Here is a 21,027-nt window from a genome sequence, read left to right as displayed (position 1 = left end):
CTGGCCTGAAAACAACAAGGAGGAGCCGGTGTCTCTCAATGCCCTGCTGCAACCTGCCGCTGCAGCCAGCCTCGAGCGCTGGCACCAATTCGTCGCCGCCAAGGATCTGAGCGCCTTGCCTGAGTTGCTGCACCCACAGGCGGTGTTCCGCTCACCGATGGCACACACCCCGTATCCGGGAGCGCAGGTGGTCAATATGATCCTCAATACTGTGCTCAAGGTATTCGAGGACTTCGCCTATCACCGTGAACTGGCCACCGCCGATGGCCTCAATGTGGTGCTGGAGTTTTCCGCGAAGGTTGGTGGGCGCGAGTTGAAAGGAATCGACATGATTCGTTTCGACGATTCGGGGCTAATCGTCGAGTTCGAGGTGATGGTGCGCCCGATGAGTGGGCTGCAGGCGCTCGGTGCCGAGATGGCGCAGCGCCTGGCGCCTTTTCTCGCCGCAGCCAAAGGCTGAGCGGCGCTCTACATGAGAACGTCCACTTCTCGGTAAAAGCGCTCGGCGCCTGGGTGCAGCGGAATCGGCAGACCACTGGTGGCTCGCTCCAGCCCAGGGTTTGTACGAAAAGTCGTCGAGCGAAGGTCAGGCGAGGCAAAAACGGGTGAGGAAGCGGAGTTTACGAGCTGTAAATGAGCATTCCGAACCCGTTTTTAACGAAGCATCACCGAGCGCAGGCACTTTTCGTGCAGAGCCTAATGTCCCTGGCGGCTGGATGCGCATCGGCCAATCGGTCGAGGTTCTCGAAGAGCAGCTTGGTCATCTGATAGGCCACGGCGTCGGAAACGCTGGTCTGGCTGACCAGAACGTTGGTGATGGTCGCCGTCGTCACGTCGCTGGCCTGGCCTTTGTAGGTGCCGCCAGGAATGGTGCCCGACTGATAGGCGCTGCTGCCGATACCGCCGGTAAGGATGTTGATCGAGGTTGGATTGGCGTGAGCGTTGGGACTACTGGCCAAAATCGCGGCAGCGGCGAACAGGCCAAGGCGCTTGGCTAAGTGCATGGGAATTCTCCGTTGTTGTTATTTTTAGCTAAGGACGCGGCAGTGCTGTGCAGGCAGTCTTCTGGCGCCGGAATAGGCACTCGCGAAGCGGATTGAACGATGAGGGGTTGGCAGTGAGGTGATAGCAGAACATGGCTGACCTCTTGTCTTTTTTATCAGTCCGGCCGCGCGACAGGCGCGCGAGCTTGTACGTGCCAGAGCAGGTGACGTGCCAGGTTGTCGGATCACCGCTCTACAGCAGTCGCGGCTGAAGCCCCTAACACTGAGCCAGCACGGCTTGCCTCCCCTCTTCAATTCACAGGTGACCGATACATCGTAGGGCGGGTGCAACCCGCCAGAATGGCGATGGCGGGTTGCACCCGCCCAACGCGCTGAATTGTGGAGCACCGCAAACCGTGGGAGGCGCTTCAGCGGCGACAAGCTCTAGAGCGGATGAGCCCAATGCTACGGGCTGAAATAGGCAAGATTCCGCTTGTGAGGCAGGGGTGAAAAGCAAGAATCCGCCGATAGAGTTGTGTTGGGCAGGCTGTTACTCATCCCGGCGGACCGGACCGCTGGCAGCTTTCGTACTTTCCGGTCTGGTCACATTTTTGCGCCAAGCAGTGGCCTATTTGGGCTGGCTCGCAGAGTGAGTGCCAACCCAGTCACATTGCTGTGGTTGGGTTTTCCCCTAGACTTGCTCGAGGTATCAAGGACGATATCGGTGCAGAGTCTGCGCTGCGCTGTCACGCGACGTATTCCCGGTTGGTCCAGAGGGTCCTCAATGAGCATGCAGAACAAGCCGCAGATGGTGGAAGCCGTGATGTTCTTCAGTGAACGCGGTATCTGCAAACAGATGATGTTCCCTGAGTTCGAGGCTTTGCTCGACGGCGTGGTGAACATGCCCGAGTTCGCCGACGAGCAGATGCGTGCGGTGTTCGTGGTGATCAATCCGCGGCTGCTGGTCAGGGCTGCGGTGTTCTTCTTTCTGGATTTCGACGAAGACGGCCGCCCCGACAAGGGCTGGAATATTCCTCTACAACATCTGGCCGAGCGTGCCGGCCGTGGTCCGGATCTTGGCGCTGGGCCGATTCGTCTGGCCTGTCGCAGTCAGTGTCCGGTTTCCTGGCATCAGATGCACCTTTGGGACCCCAGCCTGGCGCTCGCTCAGAATGACCTGGTATTGCTGCGCGATGCAGTCAAGCGCAATCAGCTTGGGCTGCTGATCGAGGACGACAGTGCTCAGGCGGTGGTTGCCGAGCGTTTGCAGGTGGCCTCCGAAGACAAATGGTATGCGCCCGATCCGGCCAAGGAAGTGGCCGAGCAGTTGGCGCAGAAAATGGACCAGGAGCACCGCGCCAAGACCGCACAACTGATTCAGCAGCAGCGTCTGCGCATCACCAGCCTGACCCAGCAGCACGAAGACGAGCTGGCCAAGTTCAAACTGGCCAGCGAGGAGCAGAGCAAGAATCTGCAGGCGCAGATCCATGGACTGCATCAGGCGCTGCGCCAGCAGGAGGAGCTCAACGCCAACCTCAAGGCGCAACTGGCCGCCCAGGCCGAAAGTTTCCAGAGCAGCCGTGAGGAAATGACTCAACAACTGCGTGCCCTGGAGCGTCATGGTCGTACCGAGGGCGATATCCTGCGGGCGCAGTACGATGGTGAAATGCGCGCCAAGGTCGCTGCGGCCGTGGCGGAGTACAAGGAACAGATTGCCATACGCGACGTCGAACTGGCCTATCGCAACGAGCTGGATGCCCAGTTGCAAGCGGAAATCGAACGCCTCAAGCGTGAGCGCGATGCATTCGCCAGTCAGGGCGGTGATCAGGTGCTGGATCGTCTGGCCAAGCTTGGCGTGGTGTTCGTGGTGTACCATCCCGGCGCCGGGCACCTGACCATTCCCCTGCAGGATGTCGCCCGCTATCAGGACAATCCCATGGCCTACGCCGCTGGCAAATGCTTCGTTTCCGAAGAGCAGTATCGGCACTGGTTGGCGCATTATCAGCAGCCCAGCTGCGACGCATCCTTGCCCAGTGGGGAGCGCTGTGCCATTCCCATCGATCGTGTCGATACGCCCAGCCGTTTCACCCTGGGTGATTCGAACTGCTGCGCGCGGCACAAGGCGAGTAGTCGTCTGCGCACTGTCAGCTGACCTTGCCAATACGGATTCCCACCTGGCGCCCGCGGGCGCCGCTACAACCTCTGCAACTGGACTGGCTCGAGGCTGCCGGCGTCGAGCTCGCCTGCCTGCGCCTGGATCTTGTCGACCCCCTGCTGTCCGGCAACAAGTGGTTCAAGCTCGCGCCCTATCTTGAGCAGGCCGCTGCGGCCGGCGCGCAGGGGGTGATCAGCCTGGGGGGAGCGCACTCCAATCATTTGCATGCGCTGGCGGCGGCGGGCCGGCGTTTCGGTTTCGCCTGCGTCGGTCTGTTGCGTGGTGAAGCGCAGCAGACCCCGACCGTCGATGATCTGCAGCGCATGGGCATGACGCTGCACTGGCTGGGTTACGGCGGCTACCGTGCGCGGCATCAGCCGGACTTCTGGGCGCCCTGGCTCGCCCGCTATCCGGGTTTCCAGGTAATCGGCGAGGGCGGCCTGGGCCTTCAGGGCGCTAGTGGCTGCAGCTGTCTGGTGGCGATGGCCGAAGCGCAGTTGGCCGATATCGGCTGGTCTGATTTCGATGCCTGGTGGCTGGCTACGGGGACCGGCACCACCCTGGCCGGTGTGCTGCTGGGTGATGTTCGGCGCCGCGTGTTCGGCGCGCAGGCGGTACCGAGCGATCACGGCGTCGCCACTCAGGTCGCCGGGCTGCTGGACGAGGCCGGGGCGTCGGAGCGGCGCTACCAACTGATCGACGCCGCGCGCGGCGGTTTTGCCCGGCTCGACGAGCCACTGCGCCAGTTCATCCTGGAAACCGAGCAGGCCAGCGCTGTGCCGCTGGAGCCTGTGTATACCGGCAAGGCGCTGATGGCGCTGCGCGATTTCTGCAAGCGCGGTCAACTTGCGCGCGGCAGTCGGCTGATATTCATTCATACTGGCGGCTTGCAAGGGCGTCGGGTGTTGATGGGCGCTAGTGCCGACTACACTCAGGTCTGACCAGCGGAGCCTGGAAATCCTCATGAGCGAACCCCTTACCCCCGAACAACTGCGCAGCCTGACGCCGCTCAACGCGCTTTCCGCGCAGCAGTGGCGCGAGTTGCGTAGCCAGTTGGTGCCGCAGCCGCTGCTGGCCGGGCAACTGCTGTTTCGTCAGGGGGATCAGGCGCGCCTGACCTGCTATCTGCTGGCCGGCGAGTTGCAGCTGCAGGATGCCGCGGGCAGGACGCAGACGTTGCAGGCCGGCAGCGAGATCAGCTGTCACCCGGTGTCACCCGGCCTGCCACGGTTGCATGACGCTCGCGCCTTGACCGATATCAGCGTGCTGATGATCGACAGTGCCACGCTCGATCGCCTGTTGACCTGGCGTCTGGCGCATCAGGATCTGTTACTGGCATTGCAACACAGTGGCGCCGATATCGAATGGCTGGAGCGACTGCTGGAAAACCCGCTAATTGCCAAGGTGCCGCCAGCCAACGTGCAGAACATGCTGGCGCGGCTGCAGAGGGTCGAGCTGGCTGCTGGCAGTCAGGTGCTTGAAGAAGGCGCTACCGGCGATTGTTGCTACTTCCTGGAAAGTGGCCGCGCCGAGGTGATTCGCGGCGCCGGCAGTGATCACCAGGTGCTGGCGGAGCTAGAGGTGGGCGCCTGTTTCGGTGAAGAAGCGCTGCTTGCTGATCGGCCACGCAATGCCACGGTGACCATGGTCGAGGCGGGCAGTGTGTTGCGCCTGGATCGTCAGGATTTCTTTGCCCTGCTCAAGGCTCCAGTCGTGGCCGAGGTGTCGCTGGGCGAGGGCGCCAGGTTGCTGACACAGGGCGCGCAGTGGCTGGATGTGCGGCTGCAGGAAGAGTACGAGAAGGCGCACGCGCCGCAAGCGCTGCATATGCCGCTGCAGCTGTTGCGCCTCAAGGCGCGCCTGCTGGATCGCTCACGTACCTACCTGTGCTATTGCGATAGCGGCAAGCGCAGCAGCAGTGCAGTGTTTCTGCTCTCGCAACTGGGTTACAGCGTTTATGCCTTGCGCGGAGGCCTGGACGTCCTGCCGGCGGTGCAGCGTGATGCGCTGCTGTGTGAAAGCGGGGCGGGGTATCTGGCGCGTTCCGGCGGGCGTACCGAGCGTAGCCGTTGATTGGCGCTGGCCCTGCGGCCTATCAACGAGGTGGGTGACGCCCGCGGATTGCCGGTAGCAGCATCCCGGATTGCATCGGGCTACGACTGCGCCGGCCACTGATCGTTGACCAGAAAGATTCGTTCGACCTCTCGCCAATCCCCGGCGTGATCTTCCTCCAGGCGCACCAGCAGCTGCGCCTGAGCGTCCGGTCGTAACAGCTTCAGCCATTGCTGGAAGGTGTCTGCGGGCCAGGCCTCGCCAGTCTTTATCAGCGCGGGTGCGAGCCAGGCCAATCGCGGCAAGGGTTGCCAGCGAGCGTCTGGTTTGGTCGCGGCGAACGTACCCCAGTCGCGCTGGCGTAGCCAACGGCCTTGGCAGTGCTCGGGCGCCGCACCGCGAGGTGATGAGCAATCACCAGGCCAGGGGTAGAACAGGTAGCCGCCGAGCCAGAAGGCGGACCGAGTATCGCCCAACTGCAGCTCCTCCAAGGTCGCGCGTGCCTCGCGGCGCGCAGACAGGGGCAATTGGTGTTGCGTGAGGTGGCCCAGTTTCAGGTCGAGCCGGTCCTGGCTGCCCGGGCCCAGCCAGTCAGCGGCGTCGCCGCCACCCGTGCCCAGGTAGAACTTCACCGCCAGCTCCAGGTGGTGCTCGCCTTCGTCATCGCGCAACAACAGATCCAGCTCGCCCAAGGTCTGACCGTTCTGGCGAATCGGCAGATTGGCAGCGACCACGTCTATGTCTGGTGCGGCATGCAGCGCGTATTGCCACAGGCGCTCGTAATAGAGACCGAGACGGCGCAGCGGTTTTGCCGTCAGCCAGGCGTGCAGGGGGCCGGCATCCTTGTCCTGTTGCGCAAGCCAGTCGGCCAGTTGTGGTGGTTGCTGCATCCAGCAACTGGCTTGCAGCGGATGACGCTGGGCCGGTGTGGTGTTGGCCAGCAAGGCGGGCGAGAGCAGTGCCCAGGCCAGATCGCGCACCGCCGGGGTGCGCAGCTCAAGCATCAGGTCATGCAACAGTTCGGGATTGCTCATGGCCCCGAGCATAGCGCAGTAACAGAGGCGGTTTGCTGCCGGCCAGAGCTTTGGCCGATAATCCCTCATCGTTTGTTATCTGTCTGGCGGGAGTCCCATGGAGCAATTTCGCAATGTTGGCATCATCGGGCGTCTGGGCAGTACGCGGGTGTTGGAAACCGTGCGTCGGCTCAAGCGCTTTCTGCTCGACCGCCACCTGCATGTGATTCTCGAAGACACCATCGCCGATGTATTGCCCGGCCACGGTTTGCAGACCTCCTCGCGCAAGATGCTGGGTGAGGTCTGCGACCTGGTGATCGTCGTCGGCGGTGACGGCAGCATGCTCGGCGCGGCACGTGCCCTGGCGCGACACAAGGTTCCGGTGCTGGGGATCAACCGTGGCAGCCTGGGCTTTCTCACCGATATCCGCCCCGATGAGCTGGAGCTGAAAGTGGCGCAGGTGCTCGAAGGGCAGTACCTGACCGAGAACCGCTTTCTGCTCGAGGCCGAAGTGCGCCGCCAGGGCGAGGCCATCGGCCAGGGCGATGCGCTCAACGACGTGGTGCTGCACCCCGGCAAGTCGACGCGGATGATCGAGTTTGAGCTGTACATCGATGGCCAGTTCGTCTGCAGCCAGAAGGCCGACGGCCTGATCGTCGCCACGCCCACGGGGTCTACCGCTTATGCGCTGTCCGCTGGCGGGCCTATCATGCATCCCAAGCTCGATGCCATCGTGGTCGTGCCTATGTACCCACACACCCTGTCCAGCCGGCCCATCGTGGTTGACGGGCACAGTGAGCTGAAGGTGGTGGTGTCGCCGGATATGACCATTTATCCGCAGGTCTCCTGTGACGGCCAGAATCATTTCACCTGCGCGCCGGGCGATACCCTGCATGTGGCCAAGAAGGCGCAGAAGCTGCGCCTGATCCACCCGCTGGATCACAACTACTATGAGGTCTGCCGCACCAAGCTTGGATGGGGCAGCCGCCTGGGAGGGCAGGACTGAATGTCCCTCGACCCCCATCGTGGCTATGACCTGATCGGTGATATCCACGGTTGTGCGCAAACCCTCGAACGCTTGCTTGAACGGCTGGGTTACAGCCGCCAGGGTGGCGTCTGGTGCCATCCAACGCGCATGGTGATCTTCCTCGGTGACCTGGTCGACCGCGGCCCGGGCATCCGCGAAACCCTGCATCTGGTGTATGACATGGTCCGCGCCGGCCAGGCGCTGTGCATCATGGGCAATCACGAGTTCAACGCGCTGGGCTGGAGCACGCCGGCACCGCCAGGCAGCGGACGACAGTACGTGCGCGAACACAGCCCGCGCCACCAGCGCCTGATGCGCGAGACATTGGCGCAGTTCGAGGATCATCCGCAGGAGTGGCGCGAGTTCCTGCACTGGTTCTACGAGATGCCGCTGTTCATCGATGCCGGGCGCTTCCGCGTGGTGCACGCCTGCTGGGATGATGAGTTGATCACGCCGCTTAAGGCGCAATTCCCCGATGGCTGCATCGACGAACATTTCCTGCAGGCCTCGGCGGTGCCCGGCAGTTTCGCCAACATGGCGCTCGATCGCCTGTTACGCGGGACCGACATGCGTCTGCCGCATGGTCTGACCCTGACCAGCGGCGATGGCTTCACCCGCTCGTACTTCCGCACCAAGTTCTGGGAGGAGGACCCGAAGACTTATGGCGATATCGTCTTCCAGCCCGATGCCTTGCCGGAGCTGGCGGCGCAGACGCCGTTGACCGAACTGCAGAAGGACGAGCTGCTCAGGTACGGCGCGCATGAGCCGCTGCTGTTCGTCGGTCACTACTGGCGACGTGGCAAGCCGGCGCCGATCAGGCCCAACCTGGCCTGCCTGGATTACAGCGCGGTGGTCGGTGGCCGCCTGGTGGCTTATCGCCTGGACCAGGAAATACGCCTGGATGCTGATAAATTCGTCTGGGTCGATGTCGACCCGCAGGAGGCGCCGCGATGACGGCAGTAGAAGTGCTGCGCTTGCCGCTGGATACCGACTTGAGCGGCTTTGTTGGCCTGTTGCGGCGCTTGAACGTGCCGCACCGGGTGGCGGAAGAGGGCGGGCAGCAGGTGCTCTGGGTGCCAGATGAGCAGCTTGCCGAGCAAGTGCGCGACCTCTATGCGCGTCACCCGCAGGGCTATGCTGGCGGAGAAGTGCCGGCAAGCGCTGCGCCGGTGCGGGACAGCTTCTTCACGCAGTTGCGGCGCAGTCCGGTTACGGCACTGGTGCTGCTGGCGACCTTCATCGTCTTTGCCGTGACCTTGGCGGGCGAGAATTTTTCCACTATCCGCTGGCTGAGCTTCGTCGATTTTCGTATCGACGGTGAGCGCATCTATCTGACCTATCTGGATGCCACTTTGGGCAGCGGTCAGTGGTGGCGCCTGATCACGCCGATGCTGATTCACTTCGGCTGGCTGCACCTGGCGATGAACAGCCTGTGGTACTGGGAACTGGGGCGGCGCATCGAATTTCGCCAGGGGGCCATCGGCCTGCTCGGGCTGACCCTGTTGTTCGGCCTGACGTCGAATTTCGCCCAATACTGGTGGGCCGGGCCGTCGTTGTTCGGCGGGCTGTCCGGTGTGCTTTATGGCTTGCTCGGGCATTGCTGGATTTACCAGCGTCTGGCACCGAATGCTGCCTATCGTCTGCCGCCCGGCGTGCTGGTGATGATGCTGGCCTGGCTGCTGATCTGCATGACCGGCATCTTCGAGTTGTTGCAGTTCGGCGCCATCGCCAACGCCGCGCACGTCGGCGGCTTGCTCACCGGCTGCCTGACCGGGCTGCTTGGCAGTATGCTGGCCCGACGTAGCGCTTGATTCGACTTTTTGACCTGTAGGGCGGGTGCAACCCGCCAGCTCTGTGTTTCGGCGGGTTTCACCCGCCCTACGATTTATCTGGAGACCTGTATGTCGTCCTTTCTCGATGCGATTGAAAACATCACCCCGGAAATCTACGAAAGCCTCAAGCTGGCCGTGGAAATCGGTAAATGGCCGGACGGCCGCAAGCTGACTCAGGAACAGAAAGAGCTGAGCCTGCAGGCGATGATCGCCTGGGAAATGCAGAACCTGCCGGAGGAAGAGCGCACTGGTTACATGGGCCCTCAGGAATGCAGCAGCAAATCCGAGCCGGTACCCAACCTGCTGTTCAAGTCCTCGGATACCCTGCACTGATGAGTGAATTGGGACGTGGCTCGCTGAGCAAGATGAAGGCGCACCTGGACGCACCGGTGCAATACGCTTTCCGCCTGGGCGACGAAGAAGTACCGGTCAACCCGCTGGTGGGCAAGCACCTGCGCCTGGAATACCTCGGCGCCATCCATTGCACGCACTGCGGACGCAAGACCAAGACCAGCTTCAGCCAGGGTTATTGCTACCCCTGCATGCAGAAGCTGGCGCAGTGCGACGTCTGCATCATGAGCCCGGAGAAGTGTCATTACGATGCAGGCACTTGCCGCGAGCCGAGCTGGGGCGAGCAGTTCTGCATGACCGATCACATCGTCTACCTGGCCAACTCCAGCGGCGTGAAGGTCGGCATCACCCGTGCCAGTCAGGTGCCGACGCGCTGGATCGACCAGGGTGCGACCCAGGCGCTGCCCATCCTGCGCGTGGCCACCCGGCAGCAGTCCGGTTTCGTCGAGGACCTGTTGCGTAGCCAGGTGGCGGACAAGACCAACTGGCGCGCGCTGCTCAAGGGCGATGCCGTGCCGGTCGATCTGCTGGCGATTCGCGAGCAACTGTTCGATAGCTGCGGTTCGGGCATCACCGAGCTGCAGCAGCGCTTCGGCCTGCAAGCCATTCAGCCGCTGAGCGCAGCCGAAGTGCTGGAGATTCGTTACCCCATCGAGGCCTACCCGGCCAAGATCACCAGCTTCAACCTGGACAAGCAGCCCCTGGCCGAAGGTACTCTGCTCGGTATCAAGGGCCAGTACCTGATGTTCGACACCGGCGTGATCAATATCCGCAAGTACACCGCCTATCAGTTGGCCATCCACGAGATTGCCGCCTGACACCCGATTGCCACCGGCGCCCGGGGCGCCGCAGACGAGAGGCCAAGAGCCATGCGCACCGAACAATCCAAGACCATTTATCTGAAGGACTATCAGGTTCCCGACTACCTGATCGACGAGACCCACCTGACCTTCGAGTTGTTCGAGGATCACAGCCTGGTGCACGCGCAACTGGTCATGCGTCGCAACCCTGCCGCCGGCGCTGGCCTGCCGAAACTGGTGCTGGATGGTCAGCAGCTTGAACTGCTGGAGCTCAAGCTCGATGACCGCGAGCTGGGCGAGGGCGACTATACGCTGACCGACAGCCACCTGACCCTGCAGCCGACGCAGGAACGTTTCGTGGTCGACAGCAGTGTGCGCATTCACCCGGAAAGCAACACTGCGCTGGAGGGCCTGTACAAGTCCGGCACGATGTTCTGCACCCAGTGCGAGGCCGAGGGCTTTCGCAAGATCACCTTCTACCTCGACCGCCCGGACGTGATGAGCAAGTTCACCACCACGGTCAGCGCCGAACAGCATGCCTACCCGGTGCTGCTGTCCAACGGTAACCCGATTGCCAGCGGCAGTGAGGAGGGCGGTCGTCATTGGGCCACCTGGGAAGACCCGTTCAAGAAGCCGGCCTACCTGTTCGCCCTGGTCGCCGGTGATCTCTGGTGTGTGGAGGACAGCTTCACCACCATGAGCAGTCGGGAAGTGGCGCTGCGCATCTACGTCGAGCCGGAGAACATCGACAAGGTGCAGCACGCCATGGACAGCCTCAAGCGCTCGATGAAGTGGGACGAGGAGGTCTACGGCCGCGAGTACGACCTGGACATTTTCATGATCGTCGCGGTCAACGACTTCAACATGGGCGCCATGGAGAACAAGGGCCTCAACATCTTCAACTCCAGCTGCGTGCTGGCCAAGGCCGAGACCGCCACCGACGCTGCCCATCAGCGCGTCGAGGCGGTGGTGGCACACGAGTACTTCCACAACTGGTCGGGCAACCGCGTGACCTGCCGCGACTGGTTCCAGCTGTCGCTCAAGGAAGGCTTCACCGTATTCCGCGACAGCGAGTTCTCTGCCGACACTCACTCGCGTACCGTCAAGCGCATTGAAGACGTGGCCTACCTGCGCACTCACCAGTTCGCCGAGGACGCCGGCCCCATGGCTCACCCGGTGCGCCCGGACGCGTACATGGAAATCTCCAACTTCTACACCCTGACCATCTACGAGAAGGGTGCCGAAGTACTGCGCATGATTCACACCCTGCTCGGGCCGGAGCTATTCCGCAAGGGCTCGGACCTGTACTTCGAGCGTCACGACGGCCAGGCCGTGACCTGCGACGATTTCGTCAAGGCCATGGAAGATGCCAGCGGCATTGACCTGACCCAGTTCAAGCGCTGGTACACCCAGGCCGGCACGCCACGTCTCGACGTCAGCGAAGCCTATGACGAGGCGGCGCAGACCTACAGCCTGACCTTCCGCCAGAGCTGCCCGGCCACGCCGGGGCAGAGCGAAAAGCTGCCGTTCGTGATTCCAGTGGCGCTCGGCCTGCTCGATGCCCAGGGCAATGAGCTGCCGCTGCGCCTGCAGGGCGAAAGCGCGGCGCAGGGCACCAGTCGCGTTTTGTCGGTGACTGAAGCCGAGCAGACCTTCACCTTCGAGGGCGTCACCGAGAAACCGTTGCCCTCCTTGCTGCGCGGCTTCAGCGCCCCGGTCAAGCTGCACTTCCCCTACAGCCGTGACCAACTGATGTTCCTCATGCAGCACGACAGCGACGGCTTCAACCGCTGGGAAGCCGGCCAGCAGCTGTCCGTGCAGGTACTGCAGGAACTGATTGGCCAGCACCAGCGTGGTGAAGCCCTGGTGCTGGATCAGCGTCTGGTCACCGCGCTGCGCACCCTGCTTGAAGACGAGTCGCTGGATCAGGCCATGGTCGCCGAGATGCTGTCGCTGCCGGGCGAGGCCTATCTCACCGAAATCAGTGAGGTGGCGGATGTCGAGGCCATCCACGCCGCGCGCGAGTTCGCTCGCAAGGCGCTGGCTGACGCGCTGTTCGCTCCACTGTGGGCGCGCTACCAGGCCAACCGTGAAGTCTCCAAGGTCACGCCTTACGTGGCCGAGGCGGCGCACTTCGCCCGTCGCAGCCTGCAGAACATCGCGCTGTCCTACCTGATGCTCAGCGAGAAGCCTGAAGTGCTGGCGGCTTGCGTCGATCAGTTCGACAACGCCGACAACATGACCGAGCGCCTTGCCGCGCTGGCTGTGCTGGTCAACTCGCCGTTCCAGGAAGAGCAGGGTAAGGCCCTGGCCATGTTCGCCGACTTCTTCAAGGACAACCCGCTGGTCATGGATCAGTGGTTCAGCGTGCAGGCCGGTTGCCCGCTGCCGGGTGGTCTGGAGCGTGTGCATGCGTTGATGCAGCACGAAGCCTTCACCCTGAAGAATCCGAACAAGGTGCGTGCGCTGATCGGCGCTTTCGCCAACCAGAACCTGATCAACTTTCACCGCGCCGACGGGGCGGGCTACCGCTTTCTTGCCGACCAGGTGATCACCCTCAATGCGCTCAACCCGCAGATCGCTTCGCGCCTGCTGGCTCCGCTGACCCGCTGGCGCAAATACGGTGCGGCGCGTCAGGCACTGATGAAGGCCGAGCTGGAGCGCATCCTCGCCTCCGGTGAGCTGTCCAGCGATGTCTATGAAGTGGTGAGCAAGAGCCTGGCCTAAGGCTGATGCCGCTTAGGTAAGGCTACGGAAGCTGTGTTTCGTAGGAGCCCCGCCCCGGGGCGAAGCTTTTCAGGTTCGCGGCGAGGCGCCGCTCCTACACACTCGGTACGTCGACGCTTGACTGGTTGGCTTTAAGCCTGAAACGGGTTTTGCTCCACAAAAAAAGTGTTACCGACCTCTGGTTGGTAACACTTTTTTGTTACCCAATGAAATATGCATGCAGTCCGTTATGCCTTTGCACGCTTAAGTTCGGGCTTCGTCGCTTGACAGCGAGGTGATATTCATCACCCAACTGCGCTGCGAGGCGCGTGGTGATTGGCATAAAGCGTCGGATCGTAGGACAAAGTGCGCCACTTTTTCTGGTCTTTTGGTCAGTGGCTGATCAGTCACGAAAAGAAACCACTCAGCGGCTCTCCCACGCCTGTTTGCGCTGATACAACTGTTTGAATTGGCACCATGGTTGCAGTGCCGAGCAGGACTTGACCGCGTGCAAGCTCTCGCTGGTCGTTGGAACACGTCGCTACAAAATAAAAACACAAGCCGTCGCCAGTACGGCATATCGCGACCCGGATTCGGGATCGCTCAAAAGAATGATCTGTCCACGGAGTGAGTCTCGATGGAAATTAAGTCCCGCAAGCCCGTTCTACGTTTTGCCCCGGCCAAGGCCGGCTTTGCGTTCGCTGGTGTTCTGCCGTTGCTGGTCGCCGCCCAGGCTCATGCGGTGGAGTTCAGCTTCGCCGATAACGAAATCACCGGCTCCCTCGATACCACCATCTCCTACGGTCAACTGTGGCGCGTACAGGGCCAGGACAAGACCAACGACGATATCAACACCAACGACGGCAATCGCAATTTCGATACCGGCCTGGTTTCCGAAGTGTTCAAGATCACTACCGATCTGGAGGCTTCTTACCAGAACTATGGTGTATTCGTTCGCGGTACCGCTTTCTATGACACCCAGATCATGGACAAGCGCAACGATTACTATGACGCCAACACTCCGGCTCAGCCGAGCCAAAGCTATCCGCGCGATAACACCTTCACACGTGAAACCCGCCACAAGGCTGGTCGTGACGCGCAGATTCTTGACGCCTACGTCTATGGCAACTGGGACGTGGCCAACATGCCGGTCTCCGGTCGTTTCGGTAAGCAGGTTTTCAACTGGGGTGAAGGTCTGTACTACCGCAACGGCGTAAACACCACCAACCCGGTCGATGCTGCCAAATTCCGTTTGCCAGGTTCTGAAGTGAAGGAAGTGCTGGTGCCTGTCGAGGCGCTGAGCTTCAACGTCGGCCTGACTGACAATCTTTCCATGGAGGCCTTCTACCAGTGGAACTGGAAAGAAACCGCCATCGACCCGGTGGGTACCTACTTCTCCGAGACCGATCTGTTCGCGGACGGCGGTAATACTGCCTATTCGACTCAAACTGCGCTTATTCCCCTGGGTGGCCTGTATTCCGGCTTAAGCGCTGCGGGTATCGGTGGTCTGCAAGGCGGTCGTACCGTTGACGGCAGCGGCAACATCAAGGTGGCCAGCGTTGGTCCGGATATCAATGCCAAGAACGACGGTCAGTTTGGTGTCGCGTTCCGTTATATCGCTGAAGAGTTGAACTCGACCGAATTTGGTTTCTACTTCGTCAACTACCATGCCAAAGAGCCGACTATTTACGCAGATTTGGGTGCGTACCAAGGGCTTGATCTAGGTGACGTTGCTGCGGGAGTGGTAACTGGGCAGACGATTCAGGGGCTGATTCAAGCAGGCTTCACTCAGCAGCAAATCAATCAAGTTTTGGGTGGCGGTAGTACTGGTAACCCAGGAGCTGACGCCGTTATTGGCGGAGCTTTAGCTGCCATTCCTGGGCAGGTGGCAGGTGGTTTGGCAAATCCTACCTCCTCACTGTCTCAAGCAGTAGGTGGTCTGGCCACTATCGACGTAGCCAACCAGGTCAATGCGCGTCGCGAATATGCCGAAGACATCCGCATGTACGGCTTCAGTTTCAATACCACCGTCGGCAACGCCTCTGTATTCGGTGAGCTGTCCTACCGTCCGAACCTGCCGATTGGTATCGCTGCTACTAATGACCTGTTGCGTGATTTGTTGGTTCAAGCACCTCAACTAGCCAGCGGTGGTGTGGTCAATGTTGGTGGTCAGCAAGTTCAGCTAGGCGACCAGATTCACAACTACACCCGCGTCGAGGCGTTCAACACCTCCCTGGGCACAATCTACAACTTCGGACCGAGCCTGGGCTTCGATTCGTTGTTCGGCGTGGCTGAGTTGGCCTCGGAGCACCTACGTGGTGACAATCTGAAATACAGAAACTTTCAAGGCAGGGAGCTTTATTATTCTGGTCGAGGTAATGGCTCCGATGCGTCTGGTTATGGTCGCGACGACCAGGTCAACAAGAACGCCTACGGCTACACCCTGGTGCTCTCCGGCACCTGGAACGACGTTTACGCCGGCGTAAATCTGTCGCCCTTCGCCGTGTTCAAGCACGACTTCGAAGGCAACTCGCACCAGACCGGCAACTTTATCGAAGGTCGCAAGGCTTACACCGTCGGTATGCGCGCCAGCTATCTGAACAGCCTGGAAGCCGAGATCCAGTACACCGAGTTCTACGGCGCTGGCCAGAACAACGGTGCGCGTGATCGCGACAATATCGGCGTCAACGTCAAGTACTCCTTCTAATAACCAAAATCGGAAAGAACGCCGGGCGCTTGCGGGCGCCCGTCACGACTCTTCATGGAGAATTACCCATGCTGAACAAGCACAGGCTGATGGCCGTAGCCGTTGCACTGGCATTTTCCGCCGGTTCTGCGCTGGCTGCCGTTTCCCCGCAGGAAGCTGCCAAGCTCGGCGATACCCTGACTCCCTTCGGCGCCGAGAAGGCCGGCAACGCTGCCGGCACTATCCCGGCCTGGACCGGTGGCATCACCCAGCCGCCGGCGGGTTACACCCGCTCGGGCCAGCACCACGTCAATCCGTTCCCGGACGACAAGCCGCTGTTCACCATCACAGCGGCCAACCTGAGCCAGTACGAGGCCAATCTGACGCCGGGTCAGATCGCCATGTTCAAGGCTTACCCGGAAACCTATCAGATGCCGGTGTACCAGACCCGCCGCTCCGGCTCCGCGCCGCAGTGGGTCTATGACAACACCATCAAGAACGCCACCAGCGCCAAGCTGGCCGATGGTGGTAACGGCTTTATCGACGCTTACGGCGGTATTCCGTTCCCGATTCCGCAAAATGGTGTCGAGGCGCTGTGGAACCACATCGCCCGCTACCGTGGCACCTACATCGTGCGCCGTGCCTCGGAAGTGGCAGTACAGCGCAACGGCGCCTATTCGCTGGTGACCTCGCAGCAGGAAGCGCTGTTCAAGTACTACCTGCAGAACGGCTCGTTCGCCGATTTGAACAACATCATGTTCTATTACCTGTCGTTCACTACCAGCCCGGCGCGTCTGGCCGGTGGCGCGACCCTGGTTCATGAAACCCTCGATCAGGTGAAAGAGCCGCGTCAGGCCTGGGGTTACAACGCCGGCCAGCGCCGCGTGCGTCGTGCGCCGAACCTGGCCTACGATACCCCGATCGCCGCGGCTGACGGTCTGCGTACCGCCGACGACACCGACATGTTCAACGGTGCTCCGGATCGCTATGACTGGAAACTGGTGGGCAAGAAGGAAATCTACATCCCGTACAACAACTACAAGGTCACCAGCCCCGAGGTTAAGTACAAGGATCTGCTGCAGGTCGGTCACCTCAACCCGGCGCTGACCCGTAACGAGCTGCACCGTGTGTGGGTGGTCGAGGGCACGCTGAAGTCCGGCGCCCGCCATATCTACTCCAAGCGCACCCTGTTCCTCGACGAGGACAGCTGGCAGGCTGCGGTGGTGGATCAGTACGACGGCCGTGGTGAGCTGTGGCGCGTGTCCATCGCCTATCTGAAGAACTACTACGATCTGCCGACCACCTGGTCTGCACTCGATGTGTTCCACGATCTGCAGGCGCGCCGTTACCACGTGCAGAACCTGGACAACGAAGAGAACAACACCATCGACTTCACCCAGGCGGTTCCGGACGACGGTTATTTCAAACCGGCTGCCCTGCGTCGCCGCGGCACTCGATAATAGTCGTGTAGTCTCACGCGAAGGCCGCTACGGTAGTAGCGGCCTTTTCGTATCAGCTTGGCGAATAGGCTTCTATCACGCGGGTTCTGCCTTAACAAAACATAACGTCACGCCAATTGTCAGGGCTTTCCGAAGCTCGCTAGGATGGGCAGCCTGCTAATCAGCAGTACCGCCTATAACAAGAAAGGGGGAAGGTATATGAGTGAGCCCGTCATGCGGCGCACCCAGTCCGGTCTGGCGCCCAAACAGGCGCGCAAATCGGCGCTCCGTGTCCATTCGCCGCTGGCTAAAGCGCTCTCGCTGTGCAGTGTGCTTTCCATTCTGGCTTTCGCTGCCGCACCCTTGCAGGCCGAGACCTCGGCTGCGGCTGACGCCGGTTACGCCATCGAGTCGCCCAAGGCCGTGCATAGCCTGCTGCTCGATGTGGTCAACACCGGTGAGCGCCTGGTTGCCGTGGGCGACCGTGGCCACATTCTCTATTCCAACGATCAGGGACAAAGCTGGCAGCAGGCCAAGGTGCCTACGCGGCAGATGCTGACCTCCCTTTTCTTCGTCGATGCCAAGCATGGCTGGGTCGTCGGTCACGATGCGCAGATTCTTGCCACCACCGACGGCGGCCTGACCTGGACCAAACAGTTCGAAGATCTGGAGCGCGAAGCGCCGCTGCTGGATATCTGGTTCAAGGATCTCGAGACCGGTTACGCCGTGGGTGCCTACGGTGCTCTGCTGGAAACCACCGATGGTGGCGAGAACTGGGAAGACGTCAGCGATCGTCTCGATAATGAAGATGCCTATCATCTCAATGCCATCACCGCGGTGAAGGATGCTGGTCTGTTCATCGTCGGCGAGCTGGGTGGCATGTTCCGTTCGCGCGACTGGGGTGAAACCTGGGAGACCGTCGAAAATAAACCCTACGAGGGTTCGTTGTTCGGCGCGCTGGGCACCGACGAAGCCGGCACGCTGCTGGTTTACGGCCTGCGTGGTCATCTATTCCGTTCCGCCGATTTCGGAGACAGCTGGCAGCAGATCACCCTCCACACGCCAAATAATGGCCCGCTGGAATTTGGCCTTGCCGATGGCACCTTGTTGCGCGACGGCAGCATTGCGGTTGTGGGGCATGGCGGTACCGTGCTGCGCAGCACTGATCACGGCCAGACGTTCAGTCTCATCAACCGCCCTGACCGTCTTTCGCTGGCCGGTGTAACTGCACTGGATAACGGCAACCTGATCCTGGTGGGGCAGGGCGGCGTTCACCTCGCCGCCTCGACTGGCGCCGATCTGGGCCAACAATAACAAGCCGGGAGCCTTTGCATGACCAAGCATCAACAACAGCCCGCCTCCTTCCTTGAGCGGCTGATTTTCAACAACCGCCCGGCGGTAATCCTGATCTGCCTGCTGATCAGCATCTTCCTGTTCTATCAGGCTGCGCAGGTACGCCCGCAGACCAGCTTCGAGAAAATGATTCCGCTGGGCCACCCCTACATCCAGAAGATGCTCGAGCACCGTAACGACCTGGCCAACCTGGGTAATACCGTGCGGATCGCGGTGGAGGCCACCGATGGCGACATCTTCAGCAAGGAGTACATGGAGACCCTGCGTCAGATCCACGACGAGGTGTTCTACATTCCCGGCGTCGACCGTTCCGGTCTCAAGTCGCTATGGAGCCCGAGCGTGCGCTGGACCGAAGTGACCGAAGAGGGCTTCGCGGGGGGTGAGGTGATTCCGCAGACCTACGACGGTTCAGCCGACAGCCTCGAGGAGCTGCGCAGCAACATCCTCAAGTCGGGTCAGATCGGGCGCCTGGTGGCGAACAACTTCAAGTCCAGCATCGTCGATATTCCGCTGCTCGAGTCCTACCCGGACCCGAACGATCAGAGCAAGCTGATCAAGCTGGACTACCAACAGTTCTCTCACGAGCTGGAAGAGAAGATTCGCGAGAAGTACGAAGCGCAGAATCCCAACATCAAGGTGCATATCATCGGCTTCGCCAAGAAGGTCGGCGACCTGATCGATGGCCTGGTGGGCGTGGCGCTGTTCTTTGCCGTCGCCATCGGCATCACCTTCGTGCTGCTGCTGTGGTTCACCCACTGCTTCAAGAGCACCCTGGCCGTGGTGATCACCACCCTGATCGCCGTGATCTGGCAGCTTGGCCTGCTGCACACTCTGGGCTTCGGTCTCGATCCCTACTCGATGCTGGTGCCGTTCCTGGTGTTCGCCATCGGTATCTCTCACGGGGTGCAGAAGATCAACGGTATCGCCATGGCCTCGGGCGAGGCGACTGATGCTCTGTCCGCCGCGCGCATGGCCTTCCGCCAGCTGTTCATTCCGGGGTTGGTGGCGCTGCTGTCCGATGCCGTCGGTTTCGTCACGCTGCTGCTGATCGATATCGGGGTGATCCGCGAACTGGCCATCGGCGCCTCGATGGGCGTGGCGGTGATCATCCTGACCAACCTGATCCTGCTGCCGGTACTGATTTCCTACATCGGCATCGGCAAGCGTGCGGTGAAGAAGAGCCGTGAGGAAGCCGCCAAGGATCACCCGATCTGGCGCGCAATTTCCAACTTCGCTCACCCGATGGTTGCGCCGATTTCCGTGGTCATCGCCGTGGTGGCACTGGCCGGCGGCGTCTGGTACGGGCAGAACCTGAAGATCGGCGACCTCGACCAGGGCGCGCCGGAACTGCATCCGGATTCGCGCTACAACCTGGACAACGACTTCGTCATCCGCAACTACTCGACCAGCTCCGATGTGCTGGTGGTGATGATCAAGACGCCTAGCGAGGGTTGCTCCACCTATGAAGCACTGTCCGCCATGGACGAGCTGATGTGGAAGATGGAGAACACCAAGGGTGTGCAGTCCGCCATCTCCATGGTCACCGTGTCCAAGCAGATGATCAAGGGCATGAACGAGGGCAACCTGAAATGGGAAACGCTGTCGCGTAACCAGGACGTGCTGAACAACTCCATCGCCCGTGCCGAAGGTCTGTACAACGCCAACTGTTCGGTAGCGCCGGTGCTGATCTTCCTCGAGGACCACAAGGCCGAGACCCTGTCGCGTGCCGTGGCTGCCGCCGAAGAGTTCGCCGCGCAGCACAACACCGACGAGCTGCAGGTGGTGCTGGCTGCCGGTAACGCGGGTATCGAAGCGGCCACCAACGAGGTGATCGCGGCGTCCGAGACCACCATGCTGATCGCGGTCTACGCGGCGGTGAGCATCATGTGCCTGCTGACCTTCCGTTCGCTGGCTGCGACCCTGTGCGTGATCCTGCCGCTGGTGCTGACCTCGGTGCTGGGTAACGCGCTGATGGCCTTCATGGGCATCGGCGTCAAGGTGGCCACCCTGCCGGTGATCGCCCTGGGTGTGGGTATCGGTGTCGACTACGGCATCTACATCTACAGCCGTCTGGAGACCTACCTGCGTCAGGGGCTGTCGCTGCAGGACGCCTACTACGAGACGCTCAAGTCCACCGGCAAGGCGGTGCTGTTCACCGGCGTCTGCCTGGCCATCGGTGTGGCGACCTGGATCTTCTCGGCGATCAAGTTCCAGGCCGATATGGGCTTGATGCTGACCTTCATGTTCCTGTGGAACATGATCGGTGCGATCTGGCTGCTGCCGGCACTGGCCCGCTTCCTGATCAACCCGGAGAAGCTGCGCGCCAAAGCTTGATGCCTATCGCGTAGAACGAAAACCGCGGCCCTTGGGCCGCGGTTTTTTATGGGTGCGCCAGGCATGGCGCGTAGCGCCGTGACTGGCGCTGTTCGGTTCACTGTGGTGGTGAACCGGACGACTTGGAGGTGAAAGTCCTCTACACACCCGGCAAGGGGAAGTGTTAGCTGAAGGCAAGGGTGTCGCGGGCGACTGCGAATCTGAAGGAAGCCCGAGGCAAAATGCTGGCCTGACGAACAGGAAGCGGATGAGGCGGCGCAGCGGGGTGAGGTGGCCATAATCGCCAAAGCCCGATA

Annotated in this window: 15 protein-coding genes and 1 pseudogene; 14 read left to right on the top strand and 2 right to left on the bottom strand. The window is 61.3% G+C overall.

Annotated features, from left to right (window positions below; genetic code table 11):
- The first annotated feature begins 28 nt into the window (after nucleotides 1-28).
- Nucleotides 29-460, top strand: coding sequence for a nuclear transport factor 2 family protein (locus tag PSOLE_RS21300; RefSeq protein ID WP_003461489.1), 432 nt, complete (start codon nucleotides 29-31; stop codon nucleotides 458-460).
- Nucleotides 461-692: 232 nt separating this feature from the next.
- Here PSOLE_RS21300 and PSOLE_RS21295 read toward each other — a convergent pair.
- Nucleotides 693-899, bottom strand: a pseudogene (locus PSOLE_RS21295) (TAXI family TRAP transporter solute-binding subunit); the annotation flags it as partial.
- A gap of 868 nt (nucleotides 900-1,767) precedes the next feature.
- On the opposite strand from PSOLE_RS21295, the gene PSOLE_RS21290 reads away from it, so the two are divergent.
- From PSOLE_RS21290 to PSOLE_RS21280, 3 genes are read left to right on the top strand one after another with little or no spacing between them, the layout of a single operon-like run.
- Entirely contained in the window at nucleotides 1,768-3,135 is a 1,368-nt protein-coding gene (locus PSOLE_RS21290; protein WP_074860124.1) for a coiled-coil domain-containing protein, read from the top strand.
- A gap of 2 nt (nucleotides 3,136-3,137) precedes the next feature.
- Complete coding sequence (locus tag PSOLE_RS21285; RefSeq protein ID WP_074860122.1) at nucleotides 3,138-4,079, top strand: 1-aminocyclopropane-1-carboxylate deaminase/D-cysteine desulfhydrase; 942 nt, start codon at nucleotides 3,138-3,140, stop codon at nucleotides 4,077-4,079.
- A gap of 22 nt (nucleotides 4,080-4,101) precedes the next feature.
- Nucleotides 4,102-5,211 (top strand): cyclic nucleotide-binding domain-containing protein, encoded by a 1,110-nt coding sequence (locus PSOLE_RS21280; protein ID WP_074860120.1) that lies wholly within the window; start codon nucleotides 4,102-4,104, stop codon nucleotides 5,209-5,211.
- An 80-nt stretch (nucleotides 5,212-5,291) separates the two neighbouring features.
- Here the strand turns inward: PSOLE_RS21280 and PSOLE_RS21275 are convergent, their stop codons facing one another.
- The gene (locus tag PSOLE_RS21275; RefSeq protein ID WP_074860118.1) at nucleotides 5,292-6,224 is read right to left on the bottom strand and encodes a DUF1853 family protein; all 933 of its coding nucleotides are present in this window, start codon (nucleotides 6,222-6,224) and stop codon (nucleotides 5,292-5,294) included.
- A 97-nt stretch (nucleotides 6,225-6,321) separates the two neighbouring features.
- On the opposite strand from PSOLE_RS21275, the gene PSOLE_RS21270 reads away from it, so the two are divergent.
- From PSOLE_RS21270 to PSOLE_RS21225, 10 genes are all read left to right on the top strand, one after another.
- Nucleotides 6,322-7,209 (top strand): NAD(+) kinase, encoded by an 888-nt coding sequence (locus PSOLE_RS21270; RefSeq protein WP_074860116.1) that lies wholly within the window; start codon nucleotides 6,322-6,324, stop codon nucleotides 7,207-7,209.
- Nucleotides 7,210-8,184 carry a metallophosphoesterase gene (locus PSOLE_RS21265; RefSeq protein WP_074860114.1) on the top strand — a complete coding sequence of 325 codons (975 nt, stop codon included), beginning with the start codon at nucleotides 7,210-7,212 and terminating at the stop codon, nucleotides 8,182-8,184.
- Nucleotides 8,181-9,041, top strand: a complete 861-nt coding sequence (locus PSOLE_RS21260) for a rhomboid family intramembrane serine protease (RefSeq protein WP_074860111.1) — start codon at nucleotides 8,181-8,183, stop codon at nucleotides 9,039-9,041. Before PSOLE_RS21265 ends, PSOLE_RS21260 begins: the two co-directional genes overlap by 4 nt.
- 90 nt (nucleotides 9,042-9,131) lie before the next feature.
- Nucleotides 9,132-9,395: a YeaC family protein gene (locus tag PSOLE_RS21255; protein WP_017679055.1), complete on the top strand. Its 264-nt coding sequence runs from the start codon at nucleotides 9,132-9,134 to the stop codon at nucleotides 9,393-9,395.
- Nucleotides 9,395-10,231: a DUF2797 domain-containing protein gene (locus tag PSOLE_RS21250; protein WP_064495962.1), complete on the top strand. Its 837-nt coding sequence runs from the start codon at nucleotides 9,395-9,397 to the stop codon at nucleotides 10,229-10,231. Before PSOLE_RS21255 ends, PSOLE_RS21250 begins: the two co-directional genes overlap by 1 nt.
- A gap of 51 nt (nucleotides 10,232-10,282) precedes the next feature.
- Nucleotides 10,283-12,940: an aminopeptidase N gene (pepN, locus tag PSOLE_RS21245; RefSeq protein WP_074860109.1), complete on the top strand. Its 2,658-nt coding sequence runs from the start codon at nucleotides 10,283-10,285 to the stop codon at nucleotides 12,938-12,940.
- A 616-nt stretch (nucleotides 12,941-13,556) separates the two neighbouring features.
- Complete coding sequence (locus PSOLE_RS21240; protein ID WP_074860106.1) at nucleotides 13,557-15,626, top strand: DUF1302 domain-containing protein; 2,070 nt, start codon at nucleotides 13,557-13,559, stop codon at nucleotides 15,624-15,626.
- Between the two features lie 68 nt (nucleotides 15,627-15,694).
- Nucleotides 15,695-17,065 (top strand): DUF1329 domain-containing protein, encoded by a 1,371-nt coding sequence (locus PSOLE_RS21235; protein WP_074860104.1) that lies wholly within the window; start codon nucleotides 15,695-15,697, stop codon nucleotides 17,063-17,065.
- A 213-nt stretch (nucleotides 17,066-17,278) separates the two neighbouring features.
- Nucleotides 17,279-18,358, top strand: a complete 1,080-nt coding sequence (locus PSOLE_RS21230) for a WD40/YVTN/BNR-like repeat-containing protein (protein WP_074860102.1) — start codon at nucleotides 17,279-17,281, stop codon at nucleotides 18,356-18,358.
- A gap of 18 nt (nucleotides 18,359-18,376) precedes the next feature.
- Nucleotides 18,377-20,731: an efflux RND transporter permease subunit gene (locus PSOLE_RS21225; protein WP_074860099.1), complete on the top strand. Its 2,355-nt coding sequence runs from the start codon at nucleotides 18,377-18,379 to the stop codon at nucleotides 20,729-20,731.
- Nucleotides 20,732-21,027: the final 296 nt, after the last annotated feature.

The sequence above is a fragment of the Pseudomonas oleovorans subsp. oleovorans genome, assembly GCF_002197815.1.
Classification (GTDB): domain Bacteria; phylum Pseudomonadota; class Gammaproteobacteria; order Pseudomonadales; family Pseudomonadaceae; genus Aquipseudomonas; species Aquipseudomonas oleovorans.
This window is presented reverse-complemented; position numbering and strand designations above follow the sequence as displayed.